Annotated in this window: 11 protein-coding genes and 1 pseudogene; 5 read left to right on the top strand and 7 right to left on the bottom strand. The window is 70.3% G+C overall.

Going from position 1 to position 17,216, the window contains the following annotated elements; genetic code table 11:
• Positions 1-330 precede the first annotated feature (330 nt).
• The 5 genes from ACFY4A_RS36325 (at position 331) to ACFY4A_RS36305 (ending at position 7,036) form a co-directional block, all read left to right on the top strand.
• Complete coding sequence (locus ACFY4A_RS36325) at positions 331-1,917, top strand: PucR family transcriptional regulator (RefSeq protein WP_390833584.1); 1,587 nt, start codon at positions 331-333, stop codon at positions 1,915-1,917.
• 155 nt (positions 1,918-2,072) lie between these two features.
• A complete protein-coding gene (locus tag ACFY4A_RS36320; protein ID WP_390833583.1) occupies positions 2,073-2,915 on the top strand; it encodes a nitrilase-related carbon-nitrogen hydrolase in 843 nt (280 codons plus the stop codon).
• Positions 2,916-2,964: 49 nt separating this feature from the next.
• Complete coding sequence (gene hydA, locus ACFY4A_RS36315; protein ID WP_390833582.1) at positions 2,965-4,365, top strand: dihydropyrimidinase; 1,401 nt, start codon at positions 2,965-2,967, stop codon at positions 4,363-4,365.
• 11 nt (positions 4,366-4,376) lie between these two features.
• Positions 4,377-5,396 (top strand): TIGR03842 family LLM class F420-dependent oxidoreductase, encoded by a 1,020-nt coding sequence (locus tag ACFY4A_RS36310; protein WP_390833581.1) that lies wholly within the window; start codon positions 4,377-4,379, stop codon positions 5,394-5,396.
• Positions 5,397-5,509: 113 nt separating this feature from the next.
• Positions 5,510-7,036, top strand: coding sequence for an NCS1 family nucleobase:cation symporter-1 (locus ACFY4A_RS36305; protein ID WP_390833580.1), 1,527 nt, complete (start codon positions 5,510-5,512; stop codon positions 7,034-7,036).
• 59 nt (positions 7,037-7,095) lie between these two features.
• On the opposite strand, the gene ACFY4A_RS36300 is transcribed toward ACFY4A_RS36305, so the two are convergent.
• The 7 genes and pseudogenes from ACFY4A_RS36300 to ACFY4A_RS36270 all read right to left on the bottom strand — a co-directional run bounded on the left by ACFY4A_RS36300 (position 7,096) and on the right by ACFY4A_RS36270 (position 17,130).
• Positions 7,096-7,788, bottom strand: coding sequence for a hypothetical protein (locus ACFY4A_RS36300; protein WP_390833579.1), 693 nt, complete (start codon positions 7,786-7,788; stop codon positions 7,096-7,098).
• 264 nt (positions 7,789-8,052) lie between these two features.
• Positions 8,053-8,253 (bottom strand): annotated as a pseudogene (locus tag ACFY4A_RS36295) (lipoate--protein ligase family protein); the annotation flags it as partial.
• 30 nt (positions 8,254-8,283) lie between these two features.
• A complete protein-coding gene (locus ACFY4A_RS36290; protein ID WP_390833578.1) occupies positions 8,284-9,348 on the bottom strand; it encodes a biotin/lipoate A/B protein ligase family protein in 1,065 nt (354 codons plus the stop codon).
• Between the two features lie 700 nt (positions 9,349-10,048).
• On the bottom strand, positions 10,049-10,579 hold the full coding sequence (locus ACFY4A_RS36285) for a hypothetical protein (protein ID WP_390833577.1): 531 nt from the start codon (positions 10,577-10,579) through the stop codon (positions 10,049-10,051).
• Positions 10,580-10,802: 223 nt separating this feature from the next.
• Entirely contained in the window at positions 10,803-13,598 is a 2,796-nt protein-coding gene (locus tag ACFY4A_RS36280; protein ID WP_390833576.1) for a TIR domain-containing protein, read from the bottom strand.
• A complete protein-coding gene (locus tag ACFY4A_RS36275; protein ID WP_390833575.1) occupies positions 13,595-14,284 on the bottom strand; it encodes a hypothetical protein in 690 nt (229 codons plus the stop codon). Before ACFY4A_RS36275 ends, ACFY4A_RS36280 begins: the two co-directional genes overlap by 4 nt.
• A 20-nt stretch (positions 14,285-14,304) precedes the next feature.
• Entirely contained in the window at positions 14,305-17,130 is a 2,826-nt protein-coding gene (locus ACFY4A_RS36270; RefSeq protein ID WP_390833574.1) for a TIR domain-containing protein, read from the bottom strand.
• Between the last annotated feature and the right edge of the window lie 86 nt (positions 17,131-17,216).

The raw sequence follows: 17,216 nt of genomic DNA, 5'->3' as shown, positions 1-17,216 counted from the left end.
CCGCGTACTGGGCGTACGCGGGCGATCCCGACAACGCGGCGAGGCGCCGTGCCAGGCGTCGCGGGGCAGGCGGGACTTTCGAAACACGCCCTAGGTGCCGCGGCGGGCAGCGTTCGCCCGTGAAGGAGCGGCGTCCGGTGCGTGCTCCGGGGGCCCCCTGCTCGAAGAGCTCGGGGGAGTGCCGGCCGGAAGCCCTCGTACTGGACGTACTCGGGCTTTCGGCCGGTGCGGCGAGAGGGCGTGCCGGGCGTCGCGACGGGGCCAACGTTGCCTGCCGCGGCACTGGCGCCCCGGAGGTGGACCGAACCGCACAAAGAGGGGAACGTCACCATGACCACCGCCCCGGACACACCCCCGGCCTGCTGGAATCCGCCGGAACCCGCCCTGTCGGTGCGCCAGGTCCTCACCCTGGAGCGGGTGCTCGCGGGGGAGCCCGAGGTGGTGGCCGGCGCCGGCCACCTCGACCGGCCCGTGCGCTGGGTGCACGTCGCCGAGGCCGCCGACGTCGGCGTGATGCTCAGCGGCGGCGAGATGGTCCTCACCACCGGCGTGCTGCTCGCCGGCGACGAGGAGAAACAGGCCGAGTACATCCGCTCCCTGCACCGCGCGGAGGCCGCGGCCGTCGTACTGGGCCTGGGCCGGGCCTTCCCCACGCCGCCGGACGTGATGCGCCGGGCAGCCGAGCGGTGCCAGCTGCCCCTGGTGGTCATGCACCGCCCCTTCCCCTTCGCGGAGCTGACCGAGGAGGTCCAGTCCCGGCTGGTGCGACGCAAGTTCGCCTCCGTCAGCCTGTCGGAGGCCGTACGCACCGCCCTCACCGCGCTGATCACGGCGGGCGCCCCGCTTCAGGCGCTGCTCGACGAGATCGCCCAGCACAGCGCCTGCCCCGTCGTCGTCACCAACCTCGCCCACCGCGTCCTGGCCACGGCGGGGGAGCGGTCGGCGGTCGACGATGTGCTGCGGGACTGGGAACGCATCTCCCGCCAGGCCGGCGCCGGGCAGGGCGACGGCTGGATCCGCGCCGAACTGGGCGGGCGCGGGGAGCGGTGGGGACGGATCGTGCTGTGCGGCCACCGCGGCGACAGCGCCACCGGACGGCTGCTGGCCGACCGCGCCGCCGAGGCCCTCGTCCTGCACCGCATGCTCGGCGGCAACGCCGGGTGCTCCTGGGAGGAGCAGTCCGCGCAGGGCCTGCTGACCGACCTCGTCGGCGGAGCCGTACCGGCCCGGCAGCTGCTGCCCCGGGCGCGGGCCGCCGGACTGCCGGTCAACCGACGCACCTTCGTACCGCTGGTCGTACCGGACGGCGAGGTGGCCGCACTCGACCGGCTGCTGCGCCTGCTGGGCCTTCCGGGGCTGGTCGCCGAGCTCGCCGAGGGCGCCACCGCCGTGCTGCTCAGCCTCGCCCGCGACCAGGACGCCGACGCCCTCACCGGGCACTTCGCGGCCCGGCTGCGCGACGGTTCCGGCGCGGACCGCACGGTCGTCGCCGCCGCGGACGGCCGCACCGCCTGGGACGACGTGCCCGCCGGGCTGCGCGAGGCCCGGCACGTCGCCCGGGCCGTGGCCGACTCCGCCGCCGCCCTGGACCTCCCGGCCGTCGTACGCCTGAAGGACGTGCATCTGCGCGGACTGATCCGGCTGCTGCGCGACGACCCGCACGTGCAGTCCTTCGCCGAGCGGGAGCTGGACGGCCTGCTGCGCCGGGCCGACGACGACCTGCTGTCGGTGCTGCGCACGTACCTCGCCACCGGCCGCAACAAGTCCCGCACCGCCCAGCTCCACCACGTCTCCCGGCCCGCGCTCTACCGCCGCCTGGAGTCCATACAGGCGTGCCTCGGGGTGGACCTCGACGACTTCGAACAGGCCGCCTCGGTGCACATCGCGCTCCTCGCGCACGACGCGCAACAGGAGTGACACAGGAAAACGGCCGGGAGAACGGCGGTGAGACATGGAACGGACCCGGAGTGACACGGTGGCACGCCCCGCCCCCGCAGACGTGACACGGTGCACCTCAAAGGGGAGCCGCCGGCTTCCTACGCTCCCCGCACATCCAGCGAGTGGAGGTCCCGATGAGCAAGGTGATCCGTGCCGCCCTCTTCCAGACCGCGTGGACCGGCGACAAGGAATCCATGATCCAGGTCCACGAGCAGGCGGCCCGCGACGCGGCCGCGCAGGGCGCCCAGGTGCTGTGCTTCCAGGAACTGTTCTACGGACCGTACTTCTGCCAGGTCCAGGACCCGGCGTTCTACGAGTACGCCGAGCAGATCCCCGAGGGCCCGATCGTCCGGCGCTTCCAGGCGCTCGCGCGAGAACTGGGCATCGTCCTGGTGCTGCCGATGTACGAGGAGGAGCAGCCCGGCGTCCTCTACAACACCGCCGCCGTGATCGACGCGGACGGCTCCTACCTCGGCAAGTACCGCAAGACCCACATCCCGCAGGTCAAGGGCTTCTGGGAGAAGTTCTACTTCCGGCCCGGCAACAGCGGCTGGCCCATCTTCGACACCAAGGCGGGGAGGATCGGCGTCTACATCTGCTACGACCGGCACTTCCCGGAGGGCTGGCGGGCCCTCGGACTGGCCGGCGCCGAGATCGTCTTCAACCCGTCGGCCACCTCGCGCGGCCTGTCCGGCTACCTGTGGCAGCTGGAGCAGCCGGCGGCGGCCGTCGCCAACGAGTACTTCGTCGGCGCGATCAACCGGGTGGGCGTCGAGGAGTACGGGGACAATGACTTCTACGGCACCTCGTACTTCGTGGACCCGGAGGCGCAGTTCGTCGGCGAACCGGCGAGCGACAAGGACACCGAACTGGTCGTGCGCGACCTGGACCTGGCCAAGCTGCGCGAGGTCCGCGACCGCTGGCAGTTCTACCGCGACCGCGCCCCGGGCACGTACGAGCCGCTGACCGCGCCCTGACCGGGGACCCGCGACCCACCGTGCACACCCGACCGGAAGGAGAGGGAGCATGAGCCGCACCGTCATCCGCGGCGGCCTCGTCATCACCGCCGCCGACGAGATCCACGCCGACGTCCTGATCGAGGACGGCCGCATCGCCGCCCTCGCCGCCTCCGGCACGCCGGCCGCCGAGGCGTTCACCGCCGAGCGGACCATCGACGCCACCGGAAAGTACGTGATTCCGGGTGGGGTCGACGGCCACACCCACATGGAGATGCCCTTCGGCGGCACCTACGCCGCGGACACCTTCGAGACCGGCACCCGGGCCGCCGCCTGGGGCGGCACGACCACGATCGTGGACTTCGCCGTCCAGACCGTCGGCTCCACCCTGCGCGAGGGCCTGGACGCCTGGCACAGCAAGGCCGAGGGCAACTGCGCGATCGACTACGGCTTCCACATGATCGTCTCCGATGTGAACCAGGAGACGCTGAAGGAGATGGACCTGCTGGTGGAGGAGGGTGTGACCTCCTTCAAGCAGTTCATGGCCTACCCGGGAGTCTTCTACAGCGACGACGGGCAGATCCTGCGCGCCATGCAGCGTGCCGCCGACAACGGCGGGCTGATCATGATGCACGCCGAGAACGGCATCGCCATCGACGTCCTGGTCGAACAGGCACTGGCCCGCGGGGAGACCGACCCGCGCTACCACGGAGAGGTCCGCAAGGCCCTGCTGGAGGCCGAGGCCACCCACCGCGCCATCCGGCTCGCCCAGGTCGCGGGCGCGCCGCTGTACGTCGTGCACGTCTCGGCGCAGGAGGCGGTCGCCGAACTGGCCAGGGCACGCGACCAGGGACTGCCCGTCTTCGGCGAGACCTGTCCGCAGTACCTGTTCCTGTCCACCGACAACCTCGCCGAGCCCGGCTTCGAGGGTGCCAAGTACGTGTGCTCGACGCCCCTTCGTCCCAAGGAGCACCAGGCGGCCCTGTGGAAGGGCCTGCGCACCAACGACCTCCAGGTGGTCTCCACCGACCACTGTCCCTTCTGCTTCACCGGCCAGAAGGAACTCGGCCGCGGCGACTTCTCCAAGATCCCCAACGGAATGCCGGGCGTCGAGAACCGGATGGACCTGCTCCACCAGGCCGTCGTCGACGGGCACATCTCGCGCCGCCGCTGGATCGAGATCGCCTGCGCCACCCCGGCCCGCATGTTCGGCATGTACCCGAAGAAGGGCACCATCGCGCCGGGCGCCGACGCGGACGTCGTCGTCTATGACCCGCACGCCGAGCAGGTCATGTCCGCCGAGACCCACCACATGAACGTCGACTACTCGGCGTACGAGGGCAAGCGGATCATCGGCCGGGTGGAGACCGTGCTCTCCCGCGGCGAACCCGTCATCACCGAACGGGAGTACACCGGGCGCGCCGGGCACGGCGTCTACACCCCGCGCTCCACCTGCCAGTACCTCGACTAGGAGTGCCGCCCATGGACTTCGGACTCGTCCTGCAGACCGACCCGCCGGCCTCGCGCGTGGTCAGCCTGATGATGCGCGCCGAGCGCAACGGCTTCCGCTACGGCTGGACCTTCGACTCCGCCGTGCTCTGGCAGGAGCCGTTCGTGATCTACAGTCAGATCCTCGCGAACACCGAGAAGCTGACCGTCGGCCCCATGGTCACCAACCCCGGCACCCGCACCTGGGAGGTCACCGCCTCCACCTTCGCCACCCTCAACGACATGTTCGGCAACCGCACGGTCTGTGGGATCGGCCGCGGCGACTCCGCGATGCGCGTGGCCGGCCGCAAGCCCAACACCCTGGCCCGGATCAGCGAGGCGATGAAGGTCATCCGGGCGCTGGGCAGGGGAGAGGAGGCCGACCTCGGCGGCACGGTGATCAGGTTCCCGTGGATCAAGCCCGGCGCGGAACTGCCCGTGTGGATGGCCGCGTACGGCCCCAAGGCGCTGAAGATGACCGGCGAGGAGGCCGACGGGTTCATCCTCCAGCTCGCCGACCTGTACCTGACCGAGTACATGGTGAAGGCCGTGAAGGACGCGGCGGCCGCGGCCGGGCGCGACCCGTCCGAGGTGAGGATCTGCGTCGCCGCCCCCGCCTACGTCACCGCCGACGACTCGCCCGACGCGCTCGCCCACGCCCGCGACCAGTGCCGGTGGTTCGGCGGCATGGTCGGCAACCACGTCGCCGACCTGGTCGCCCGCTACGGCGAGCACTCCGCCGCCGTCCCCGACGAACTCACCGACTACATCAAGGCCCGCCAGGGCTACGACTACGCCCACCACGGGCGCAGCGGCAACCCGGACACGCAGTTCGTGCCGGACGAGATCGTCGACCGGTTCTGCGTGGTGGGACCGGTCGAGAAGCACATCGAGAAGCTGACCGCGCTGCGCGAGCTGGGCGTGGACCAGTTCGCCGTGTACGACATGCACGACGCGCAGGAAGCCGTGATCGACGCGTACGGGCAGCAGGTCATCCCGGCCGTCAACTCCTGACCCGCCGGGCGCTGTTCACAACCCCCCTCGTGTCCCCCCTCCCCACCTCCCCGGGGGAGGGGCCGGGCGCCCGCACCGCCCCGTTTCGACCCGTCTCATCGATTGGGCTGCCCATGACCGACACCGCTCCTGCGGCCATACCGCCGTCCGCACAGGTCACCCTCCCCGACGGGCGCGTGGAGATCGCCCCCGGCACCCCGCCGCCCAGCGGCCCCTACGCCAACGCCGACCTGCTGCCCGTCCCGGTCGCCAAGCGCACCTGGACCACGTACAACTTCTCCGCGCTGTGGGTCGGCATGGCCCACAACACGGCCTCCTGGACCCTGGCCTCCGGTCTGATCGCCGTCGGCATGGACTGGAAGCAGGCGGTGTTCACCATCGCCCTGGCCAACCTGATCGTGCTCGTCCCCATGCTGCTCACCGGGCACGCGGGACCCAAGTACGGCATCCCCTTCCCGGTCTTCGCCCGCGCCTCCTTCGGCGTGCGCGGCGCCAACCTGCCCGCCGTGGTACGGGCGTTGGTGGCGTGCGGCTGGTTCGGCATCCAGACCTGGATCGGCGGCGAGGCGATCTACTTCCTCGCCGGGAAGCTGATCGGGAGCGGCTGGACGGACACCGCGAAGGTGGGCGGCCACGCCTGGACGATGTGGCTGTCGTTCGCCATTTTCTGGGCGATCCAGGTGGCCGTCATCTACCGGGGCATGGAGACCATCCGCCGGTTCGAGAACTGGGCGGCGCCCTTCGTGCTCGTCGGCGCCTTCGTGATGCTGTGGTGGATGAGCAGCAAGGCCGGCGGACTCGGCCCGCTCTTCGAGCAGCCGTCGAAACTGGGCTGGGGAGCGGACTTCTGGAAACTGTTCGCGCCCTCCCTGATGGGCATGATCGGCTTCTGGTCCACCCTGTCGCTGAACATTCCGGACTTCACCCGGTACGGCAGGAGCCAGAAGGCGCAGACCCGGGGCCAGGCGCTCGGACTGCCCACGACCATGACCCTGTTCGCGTTCCTTTCGGTGCTGGTCACCTCCGGCTCCCAGGCCGTGTACGGCGAGCCGGTGTGGGACCCGGTGCAGTTGGCGGCCAAGACGGACAATGTGGTGGGCCTGCTGTACGCGCTGGTGACCGTGCTGGTGGCGACGCTGTCCGTCAACATCGCGGCCAACATGGTCTCCCCGGCCTTCGACTTCTCCAACGTCGCGCCGCGCAAGGTCAGTTTCCGCACCGGCGCGCTCGTCACCGCCGTGCTCGCCGTGGTGATGTGCCCGTGGAAGCTGTACGCCGACCCGCAGGGCTACATCTTCACCTGGCTCGGCCTGGTCGGCGGTCTGCTCGGCACGGTCGCCGGCATCCTCATCGCCGACTACTGGATCCTCAGGCGCTCCCGACTGGACCTGGCCGACCTGTACCGCGCGGGCGGCCGCTACTGGTACGAGGGCGGCTGGAACTGGCGGGCGGTCGTGGCCTTCGTGGTGGGCGGCGTGCTGGCCATCGGCGGCGCGGACTTCCACCCGCTGATCGACGGCCGGCCCATCCCGGCCCTGAAGTCCCTCGCCGACTACGGCTGGGCGGTGGGCCTGGGCACCTCGCTGGTGCTGTACCTGCTGCTGATGGCGGCGCGCACCCGCGAGCGGGCCACCGCCTGACGCGCGTCACCGCCTGACGCGCGTCACCGTCTGACGCGCGTCACCGCCCTGGAGGACGGTCAGCCCGCGCGACCGTCCTCCAGGGCGGCCATCGCCTCCTTGGCGGCCCTGATGGCGCCCTTGTTCATCTCGTCCGTGCTCGGCGCCTTCTTCGTCTCGAAGTCGCTGCCGTTGTACGTGACGACCACGATCGCGTTGGCGGCGCGGGCCAGCACCATGCCCTCGCGGGTCTCCTGCTTGTCCTCGGTGGTCAGGTTCACCACCGAGTAGGCGCTCTCCCCGAGGCCGGGCACCGCCCCGCCGCCGTTCTTTTCGGTGGTCCGCTGCTGGTACGACTTCTGCGCCGCCTCGTCCGTCGCCATGATCTCGAAGGACACGTCGAGCCAGCGGTAGTCGTAGTCCTTGAGCGCGTTCCAGGAGCAGGTCCGGCGCACCTTGGTGTCCGTCGACGGGATCTCCTTGCCCGCCGGCTTGGCACCCGGCACCAGGGACGTGATCGTCTTCTCGCTGATGCTGGTGCACGGCGCCGGGGCGGACGCGTACGTCTTGGTCACCGCGGTCGACGACGGGGCGGACGCCTCGGAGGACGACCGATCGTCGGTGCCGCGGTTCTCCTGCTGCGCGGCCTTGGGGCCGGCGGCGGCCGGGGAGGCGGCGAACGGGCCGGACGTCAACGCCCAGCCCGCGCAGGCGAGCACGACGACCGGACTCAGACGCGCGGTGAGCGCGAGGGGGAGAGGAAGTTCACGCACGGCGCACTTCTCGTGTGGGGGACGGACGCGGGTGCGGAGCGATTCCACACTGCGGACGGGACCTCAGTGTCACACGAGTCCCCGCGTGGCGGAAGCGGTACTCCGCTCCGTGCCCGCGCGGTCACGACCCCCCGCTCCTGACGTACCGTTTGCCGCTTACGTCCCTGCGGAGGGAGGGAAGCGGAGCAGGACCCGTGAGGCCTGCGCCCGGCAACTTCGCGCTGCCGCCCAGGAGTCGGGGACCGGTGACCGTGCGCGCGGACGCTACGGCACCCGCGCCGTCCACTCGGCCGAACCGAACTTCGTGCGCACCAGCTCCCGCGCGCGGGCCAGCTCCTCGTCGGTCGCCTTGCCGACCGTCAGCCCGTACCGGGCGTGGAAGGACTCCACCATCCGCGCGATGACGCCCTCGCGGGCGAGCCCGGTCTGCCGGCGCAGCGGGTCCACCCGCTTCTTCGCGCTCCTGATCCCCTTGTCGGACAGCGGACGTGGCGTTTACGGCACGCGCGCGGTCCACTCCTCGGTGGCGAACTTCGTCCGCACCAGTTCCTCCGCGCGGGCCATCTCTTCCGCCGTGACTTCGCCGGTGGTCAGCCCGTAGCGGTTGCGGAAGGAGGCGATCATGTTCTCGATGACCTGCTCCCGCGCGAGGCCCGTCTGCCGGCGGAGCGGGTCGACGCGCTTCTTGGCGCTCTTGGTCCCCTTATCGGACATCTTTTCCTTGCCGATGCGGAGCACCTCGAGCATCTTGGCGGCGTCGATGTCGTAGGACATCGTCACGTGATGGAGGACGGCTCCAGGGCCGCCATCAGGGCCGACCATGCGCTTCTGGGCGGCACCGGCAATCTTGCCGGCCTCGGTGGCGATGTCGTTCAGGGGCTGGTACCAGGCCTTGACGCCCATGTCGCCGAGTGCGCCCAGCACCCAGTCGTCGAGGTAGGCGTAGCTGTCTGCGAAGGAGAGGCCCGATACCAGGGACTCCGGCACGGACAGGGAGTACGTGATCGTACTCATGGGCTCTACGAACATGGCCCCACCACCAGAAACACGGCGAACCACGGTCATCCCGTGCTTCGCGGCCCCTTCGGCGTCCACCTCGTTCCGCAGGGACTGGAAGCTGCCGATCACCACAGAAGGCGAGGCCCACTCCCATACCCGTAGAGTCGGGGCTCGCCGCCCAGCGGCCACCTCGGCGGTGATCACCTCGTCCAGTGCCATGTGCAGGGCCGGTGCCTGCGGCTCCACGTGCACCAGTTGCCAGTCGTAGTCGCTCCACTCGGTCGCGTGGGCCAGAGCACGCCGGACGGCGATGCCGACGCCCTCCGCTGTCAGCCCGAGCATCACGGTCGACTCCGGCAGCGCCGCCGTGATCCGGGCGGCCAGCCCTGCGGCGTCCGTCGATGAGGGTGAACCCTCAAGGGCTGTGTTGATCGAGAGGATCGCTTCGTCCGGCTCCAGGAAGAAGTCCCCGGCGACTCGCACGTTGCGCAGGACACCTTCCTCGACATCCAGATCTACGACGACCAGCTTGCCGCCGGGCACCTTGTACTCGCCATGCACGGCTTCGTTTCCTTCCAGTGCGCGGCGTGTGTCCTGAGCCTGTTGCTCTGACATTCAGACAGATGCGCACATCTTCCGGATTGCATCTTAAAGCTCGTCCGCAGCGAGCGGATACGCAGCCCCAAGGGCACTGGAGGGGCGGAAGGGATGCCGACCTGTCGTCCCGGCTGTCTCCTTGTGAGGGAACAGAACCCGGCGTAACATCCGAATGTCGTTGCGGTCCGACATTTTCCCAGGTCAGAGCGCTGCTGCGCGGCGAAAATCGGCGGCTGTCGAATCCGTGTTGAATTTCATCGTGCGCGTGCAGCGCGACGTTCGCCGTCTGAAGCACCATTCGATGAAAACGCTGTGACCGGCAGCGTTGCGTCCGACAGCGGGAATCCTCGAACGATGTAGAAACATCGGCCCAGGCCCGGCAGGCCGAAGTCAACGCTTACTGGAATCGGCACAAGGTCACGGTCAAGGAGCGGTGGGACAGCCGTACCGGTGGCCGGGGGGAACCACGGTCGCGGACATCCCGGAGGTTCCGGGTTCCCCGCCGGGGCTCGAACCTGCGCACCGCAGAGCCCCATCAGCGGTCTGGCCTCCCGGCCGACCAGCAGGGGCACGGTCTGACCTCAGAAGTCGGATGCTACCGGCGGTGGAAGTGCTCACCTGCTGGCGGCTACGGCACCGAGTCTCTACGACCCGACAGCTCCCCTTAGGCGGTGATACGCGGGGATTCCGCCTCCAGGGTCCCGTCGTTGCGCACGTTCCAGGTGGTGATGGCCTTGCCCGTAGGGCAGCAGACGGCGTCGCTCTCCCGGTACCAGCTTTCGTGGGCGGTAACCCGGTCGGAGGCCAGCTCGATTCCGTTGAACGCGCTGGCCTGTCCGCCCAGGTACTGCTGCGGAGCGACGGTGCCCAGGAGCCGGAGCTCGCCGTCCTCACTGGTGAAGACCAGGTAGGCCCAGGCGAGTCGGCCGCTCGCGGTCTCGCCCCCGGTGTCACATCCCACCAGCAGCGCCGCCTCGACGCGGGCGTCGCCGAGGACGTCCCCGTAGACGACGTCCTCGGGGCGGTTCTCGGCATGGACCTTGCCCCACGTGCCGGACTGCGCCCACGCCTCGCCGGCCGTGAAGCTGATGAGACCCTGTACATCGCAGAAGTCGCCAGGTACCGCGACCCGCTCCCAGTCCAGATCGTGCAGGTCCTCGGGTGCGCTGCCCAGCCCGGCGGGCTCGGTGGGCATGGGCGGGGCGGGCGAGGGCTCGGAAACCTCGCTGCGTGAGGGCTCGGCAGCCGCGCCGCGTGAGGGCGGGGAGGCCTGGGGGACTCGGGGATCGGGGGTGGGAGACGAGCACCCCGCGCCGAGTGCGAGAACGAGTGCTGCCGTACACAAGGCGGCCGAAGAGCGCTGCATGGGGTCCTCCCGGCAGTACTGCCAGTCGTCTGGAAGTGGGGCTGGGCGCGGGCTAGGCGCATGGGGGGTCGTAGGAACGGTCGGGGAGGTACTGCTTCCACTGGGATTCGGTGATGGGGGCGGACTCGGCACACAGTTGCCGGAGGAGAGCGCCGACGTCCGTGTGCCACATCAACGTGGTGTCGTCCGTCGAGACTGCGATGAGCCCTCCGTCAGGGCTGAACGCGAGTCCGGTCGGGGTAAAGGAACCGATGGCTGCGAGCAGGGCCGTCTCCCGGGGGACGGCAGGCTCGCTCACGTCCCACAGCCTGACGGCCCCGTACTGGTCCGCGCTGGCCAGCAGGTCCCGCGTAGGGTGCACCGCGAGATGAGTCACCTCCCCCGAGTGCCGCTCTGTCTCGCCGAGTCTCCTCGGCCGGTGCGGGTCCGTGATGTTCCAGACCGTCACCGTTCCCCGTGAGTCCCCGACGAAGAGTGTGCGACCGTCGGAGCTCGTGGCGAGGGAAACGGCCGTTGCCGACTCCATCGGGATCACATCAGTGTTCACAAACCGGTCCGGGCGACTAACGTCCCACAGTTGGACGGCCTCGCGGTCCTTGCGGACGGCGGCCAAGAGGCCACGCTTCCCAGCGAAGGCGACGGGCGCGGTCCCCGTGAACATCGAGACAGCCCCAGAACCGGACAGTGTGCCCAGGATCCGGGGATGCGCCGGGTCGCTCACCTCCCACAGGCGAACCGGCCCGAGCGGCTCGGCGGCGGCGAGCACCGAACCGTCGGGCCCGTACACCACGGTCGTCGAGTCCTCCACCTCCTGGGAGCCGCCTCTTTCGCGTGGTCGTGAGAGGTCGCTCACCTCCCAGAATCGGAGCGGTACACCGGTCGCGAGGGTGTGGCCGTCCGGGCTGAAGGAGACGCGCTGACCACCGCGGTTGTAGGTGGGAAGCGTGGCCAGGCGCTGCGGTTCCGGAACCTCGCGCACCTGCCAGATGGTGCTGGGCCGACCGGCGACGACGAACCGGCCCTTCGGGTCGAAGGGCTGGGGGGACAGGTCGCCGGAAGGGAGGGACACGAAGGCCGACGAGGTCTGCGGGCCATGGACGTTCCACAGACGCACGGCGCCGTCCGGTGCCGCGGACGCGAGGGTGCGGCCGTCCGGGGCGAACGCGAGGGAGCCGACGTACGCCGTGTGGCCGGACAGACGTGTGCCCTGCCTGGGGCGGACGGGGTCGGAGATGTCCCACAGCTGGATGGTGCCGTCCATCGCCCCGGTGGCCAGCGTTTTCCCGTCGTGCGCGAAGGCTATCGACCAGATGTCCTCGTTGTGGCCGTTGAGTACCGAGCGAAGTTCCGGGCGTCGGGGATCGGCGACGTCCCACAGGCGTGCGGTGTAGTCATTACCGACGGTGGCAAGGAGGTGGCCGCCGGGGCTGAAGGCCAGCAGGGAGACGGGTGTCGAGAAGGAGCTGAGGGGCGATATTCTCCCGGACCGGGACAGCCGCATGAGCCGTACCCGGTCGCTCCCCGCGCCTGTCGCGATCAGTTCTCCGTCCGGACTCACGTCGGCCCCCCACCCGAGACCCGCCCCCATATCGGACGAGGTCTTGGCCGCCTTGGGGTGGCTCGGGTCACGGATGTCGAAGAGGACGACCTGCGATCCGGTGCCCACCACAAGCAGGGGCGCCGGTTCTGCGAACGCCAGGTTCTGTACTCCGCCGTCGGGCTTGACGGTCCCCAGGAGCCTCGGCTCGGTCGTGCTCGTCAGGTCCCACAGGCGTACCCGCCCGTCGAAGTCTCCCTCGGCGAGAAGCCTGCCGTCCGCGTGGAACGCGACCGCCCTCACACTGTGCCCGGGCAGGGTGGAGACGGCTTCCCCCGTCCCCCTGTCGTAGAGCGTCACCCCACCGTCGAAGCCCACGGCCATCAACTGGCCGCTCGGACTGAAGGCGACGGCACGGGAAAAGCCGTCGCCTCTCAGGAGGCGGGGGACGGCCCCGCTGCCCAGCAGCGCCCCGACCGCCTGCTCGGTGTGTGACAGGCGGTAGGCCTCGACTAGGAGTTGCCGGGCCAGATCGGGGCGGGTGTCCTGGATGGAGGCGGCCTCGGCGACCAATTGCCGTGATTCTGCTGCCAGTTGACGTTCGGTCGCGACGTTGCGCTGCTGGTTGGCCACCAGGCCGAACGCCGTGGCCGTCGCCAGCAGCGCGCAGAGCACGGAGACCGTGGCCGCGACCAGTCGGTTCCTGCGGCGCTTGAGCCGGAGGTGGTGTCCGATCAGCTCGGCCTTCGACCGGCCCTGGACCGGGGCGACGAACTCCGCGACGTCCGCCACCAGCCGGGGGTCGTTGACGGGCACCGAGCCGTGCTCGTCGATCTGGGCGCGTAGCCATCGGAGGTCCACCCACCGGGGGCATCCGGGCGTGGCGGCCAGAGACGTCTGCATCTGTTCACGCGGCAGGGCGTCCGTCCGGGACCAGTCGAAGTCCTCCGCCTCCCGGCTCCACTCCAGCGTGCCGTCGGTCCATGCGAGGAGCATCCGCTCGCCGCGCTTGTTCGCCACCCACCAGTCGATCTCGGCACGGACCCAGGGGGATTCCGCGGCCAGCGGAGAGGCCATCACGATGAGCCAGCTCGAACGCGCCAGGGCCTTCTCAATCTCCTCCTGCAGATTGCGGCTGGCGCTGAGATGCGTCGTGTCACGGAACACCCGCAACTGCACCGGCCGGTACCAGGGGCGCCCGAAGTTCTCCATGCCCCGCTGGAAGACGGTCGCGACCTCGCGGTCCAGATTCTGGCTGTACGAGATGAAGACGTCGTAGTGGCCCTCTGTCTCCTCACGTCCTGCCCTCATGAGGTGATGCGGGGATCGCCCGGGATCAGCCCGCTGCCCTCACGGGTCCAGACGGTGGTGGCGTCACCGGTGGGGCAGCAGTGCGGGTCGTTGGCGCGGTACCACTTTTCGTGCACGATGATCCGGCCCGGCGCGAACTCCGCCCCCGCGAGTGCCGTGGGGTACGTCCCGCCCTTCTGCCGCGGGGTGATCGAACCGATGACGACGAGGTTCTTCCCCGCGTGCCCGTACACCACGTAACCGGCAGCGATCTGGGTGTTCTGGGTACGGCCGTTGTCGTCGCAGCCGACGTAGACGACGGCCTCGTCGCGGTTGTCGCCGTCGGTGTCGCCGTAGAGGACTTCCGTCCCGCTACGGATACGCACCGGTCCCCATACTGTGGATGTGGCCCTGGCCTCGCCCTTGGTATCGAACCGCACGAGCCCCGGCACGCCACAGAACTCGCCCGAGACGGGGGTGTTCGCCCAGTCCACATCGTGCAGATCCGCCGGCGCCGGTCCGACGACCTCGGGGCTGGCCGACGACGTCGTGGCAGAGGCGTCCGAGGGCTCGGCGTCGGTGGCGACGGTCCCCTGAGCCGACGGCTTGACAGGGGGAGCGGGGCTCGGTGTGTCGCACGCACTGGTGGTCAGCAGAATCGTCAGGAATGCGGTGAGCGGGGTGATGCGCCGTAAGGCGGTTGCCACGTTGTCCTCCGTCTCCTGTGTCAGGCGCAGGGTGGGTCGTAGGGCCGGTTCGGGAGGTACTGCATCCACTGGTTGCGGGTGATGCGGGGGGACTCCGCACACAGACGCTGGGCGATGCCGGTCCGGTCCACCGTCCACAGCCGCAGGCCTCCGTCACCGCTGACGGCCAGCAGTCGTCCGTCCGGTCTGAAGCCCACGGTCGCGAAAGGGTAGAGACCGCCGCCGCTCAGCGAGGCCACCTCGACGGGGCGGGCCGGGTCGCCGAGGTCCCACAGGCGGATACGGCCGTCCAGGCCGGCGGTGGCCGCGAGCTCTCCGCCCGGATGGAAGGCGAGTCCCCTGACCTCACCGGTGTGCCGGGTGGAGTTGCCCTTGCGCACCGGCCGGTCGGGACGCGAGACGTCCCACGTGGTGATCCTCCCGGTGTCGTCGCCGACGAGCAGTGTGCGGTCGCGCGGGCTGAAGGCCAGCGCGGTGGCCTTCCCGTCTGCCGCCGAGAGGTCTCCGGCAGGCGTGGGCCGGCTGTGCTGTGCGACCCGCCAGAGCCGTACGCCGCCCTCTTGGGTGGGTGCCGCGAGCAGCGCGCCGTCCGGGCTGAACGCGACGGCCTGGTGTTCGGTGCGGGACTCGCCGAGTGTGCCGAGCAGGGTGGGCCGCGTCCTCCTGCTGATGTCCCACAGCTGGACCGCCTCGCCCCCCGCGCCTGCGGCCGCCAGGGGAAGAACGGGGTTCACGCTGAAGCTCTTCGCTCCGTTCGTGCGGGTCGCTTCCGGGGCCAGGTCGCGCGGGTTCGCCGGGTCGGTCATGTCCCATGCCCGCACCGGTAGGCCGGAGAACAGGGTGTGCCCGGCGGCGCCGAAGGCCGCGGCCTGGCCGCCGGCGTTGAACGTCTCCAGGGTGGCCAGGAGACGCGGCGGACGTGTGCCGTCCACTCGCCACACCGTGGTCGGGTTGCCGCCGGTGGCCAGCAGGCGACTGTCCGGACTGAAGGAAGGCGGGAAGCTCCCCTCGGTCGGCAGCATGGCGGCTGCGGAGGTCCGCTCGCTTCCCGAGACGGTCCACAGCCGTACGGTGCCCTTGCCGGCGCCGGTGCCCGTGGTGTCGTCGGTGTCGGCAGAGGCCAAGGTGTGCCCATCCGGGCTGAAGGACAGGCTGCCCACCGCCATCGTGTGGCCGCTCAGCCGGGCGCCGGAACGGGGGCGAAGGGGATCGGACACATCCCACAGCGTGACCGTGCCGTCGCTGTCCCCGGTGGCCAGGGTGGTCGCGTCAGGGGAGAACGCCACCGCGAGGATGCCGTCGCGGCTCTGCGCGTACAGATCCGGTCGAGCGACCGGACGGGCGGGGTCCGCGATGTCCCACAGAAGCACCCGGCTGTCCCCGCCGGCGAAGGCGAGGGCCTGGCCGTTCGGGCTGAACACCACGTGCTGCGGCGCTGTGTAAAAGGCGCCAGGGGGTGAGGTGAGAGCGGCGACCTGGCTCAGCCGAGCCGAGTCGGACACGCTCCACAACCGCAGACGTGCTCCTTGCTCTCCTTGCCCCGTCCCCTCCTCTGTGGCGATCAGATCGCCCCTCGGACTCGCCGCGACCACGCGGGCGGGCAGGGAGGTGAGGGACCTCGGACGCGCGGGGTCCTGAATGTTGAGGACGGCACCGCCCTTCTCCGTCATGGCGAACAGCCGCCCGCCGGAGGCGAAGACGAGAACGAGGACCTCCGTGCGGCCGGCCGCCGCGGCCGACCCCAGGGGCTTGGGGCGGCTGCCGTCCGTCACGTCCAGCAGCCGCACCTCGCCGCCTGCACCGCCGAGCGCCAGCAGCCTGCCGTCCGCGCTGAAGGCAACCGCGGTCACCGGGCGCTTCGTGGAGTCCAGGGAGACCGGCGCTGTGCCGCGGGCGGGGTCGAACAGGCGGACGTCGTCGTCGGCCACGGCCAGCAGTCCTCGGCTGCTGTACGCGGCCGCCTGGACGATGCCGCGCCCGCGGATGACCCGGGGCATCGAGTAGCTCTCGACGAGCGCCCCGATCGCTTCGGCCGTGGGCGCGAGTCGGTAGGCCTGCACCATCAGTTGGCGTGCCAGATCGGGCTGGCTGTCTCTGATCGACGACGCCTCGGCGACGAGTTGCCGGGACTGCGCGACCAGGGTCTGGGCGCGGGCGCTGTTGCGCTGGTTGTAGGCGGTGATTCCGCCGGCCGCGGCGAGGAGAAGCAGCGTCGTGAGCACAGCGACCGTGGCCTGCACCCAGTGGCGGGTCCGACGGCGCTGGCGCACATGGTCGCCGATCAGCTCGTCCTTCGACTTGCCCGTCAGGGGCGCGACGAACTCCGCCATGCACTCGATCAGCCGCGGGTCCGAACTGGCCTGCTCCGGGCTGCGCAACCAGCGCAGGTCGACCCAGCGAGGCTCCTCACCGAAGGCCTGGGCCATCTCCTCCTGCGGCAGAGCGTCGGTCAGCGACCAGTCGAACGACGCCCGACCGGAGTCCCAGGCCAACGTGCCGTCGGTCCACCCGATGAGCAGGGTGTCCGCCGACCGGTGCGTGAGCCACCAGCGGATCTCCCGCCTCACCCACGGAGACACTGCGGCCGAAGGGCACGCCATCACCACGAGCCACCGGGACCGGGTCAGCCCCCGCTCGATCTCCCGCCACAAATGGGGACTTGCCGCGAGGTTGGTCTCGTCACGGAACAGCTTCAGGTTTCTCGGCCTGTACCAAGGACGGTCGAAGCCCTGCAACGCGCTCTGGAAGGCTTTCGCGACGTCCTTGTCCCAGGCATGGCTGTAGGAGATGAAGGCGTCGTATGCGACTCCCCGGCCTTCGATTTCCTCGCCGCGCCTGCGACTCACTGGTCACCCAAGACAGGGCGACCCCACTGTCCGCTCATCCGCTCGTCCGCTCCCCCGCGGCGTCCGTACCAAGTGGCCATCGGTCA

Origin of the sequence: Streptomyces sp. NPDC001292 (genome assembly GCF_042896465.1) — a bacterium.
GTDB lineage: Bacteria > Actinomycetota > Actinomycetes > Streptomycetales > Streptomycetaceae > Streptomyces.
Note: the sequence above shows the minus strand (reverse complement) of the source record. Positions and strands in the feature narration are given on the sequence as shown.

Excerpts from the sequence above, each read along its gene's own strand:
- ACFY4A_RS36325 (WP_390833584.1), top strand. The coding sequence starts at position 331 with ATGACCACCGCCCCGGACACACCCCCGGCCTGCTGGAATCCGCCGGAA.
- ACFY4A_RS36320 (WP_390833583.1), top strand. The coding sequence starts at position 2,073 with ATGAGCAAGGTGATCCGTGCCGCCCTCTTCCAGACCGCGTGGACCGGC.
- hydA (WP_390833582.1), top strand. The coding sequence starts at position 2,965 with ATGAGCCGCACCGTCATCCGCGGCGGCCTCGTCATCACCGCCGCCGAC.
- ACFY4A_RS36310 (WP_390833581.1), top strand. The coding sequence starts at position 4,377 with ATGGACTTCGGACTCGTCCTGCAGACCGACCCGCCGGCCTCGCGCGTG.
- ACFY4A_RS36305 (WP_390833580.1), top strand. The coding sequence starts at position 5,510 with ATGACCGACACCGCTCCTGCGGCCATACCGCCGTCCGCACAGGTCACC.
- ACFY4A_RS36285 (WP_390833577.1), bottom strand. The coding sequence starts at position 10,579 with ATGCCCACCGAGCCCGCCGGGCTGGGCAGCGCACCCGAGGACCTGCAC.
- ACFY4A_RS36280 (WP_390833576.1), bottom strand. The coding sequence starts at position 13,598 with ATGAGGGCAGGACGTGAGGAGACAGAGGGCCACTACGACGTCTTCATC.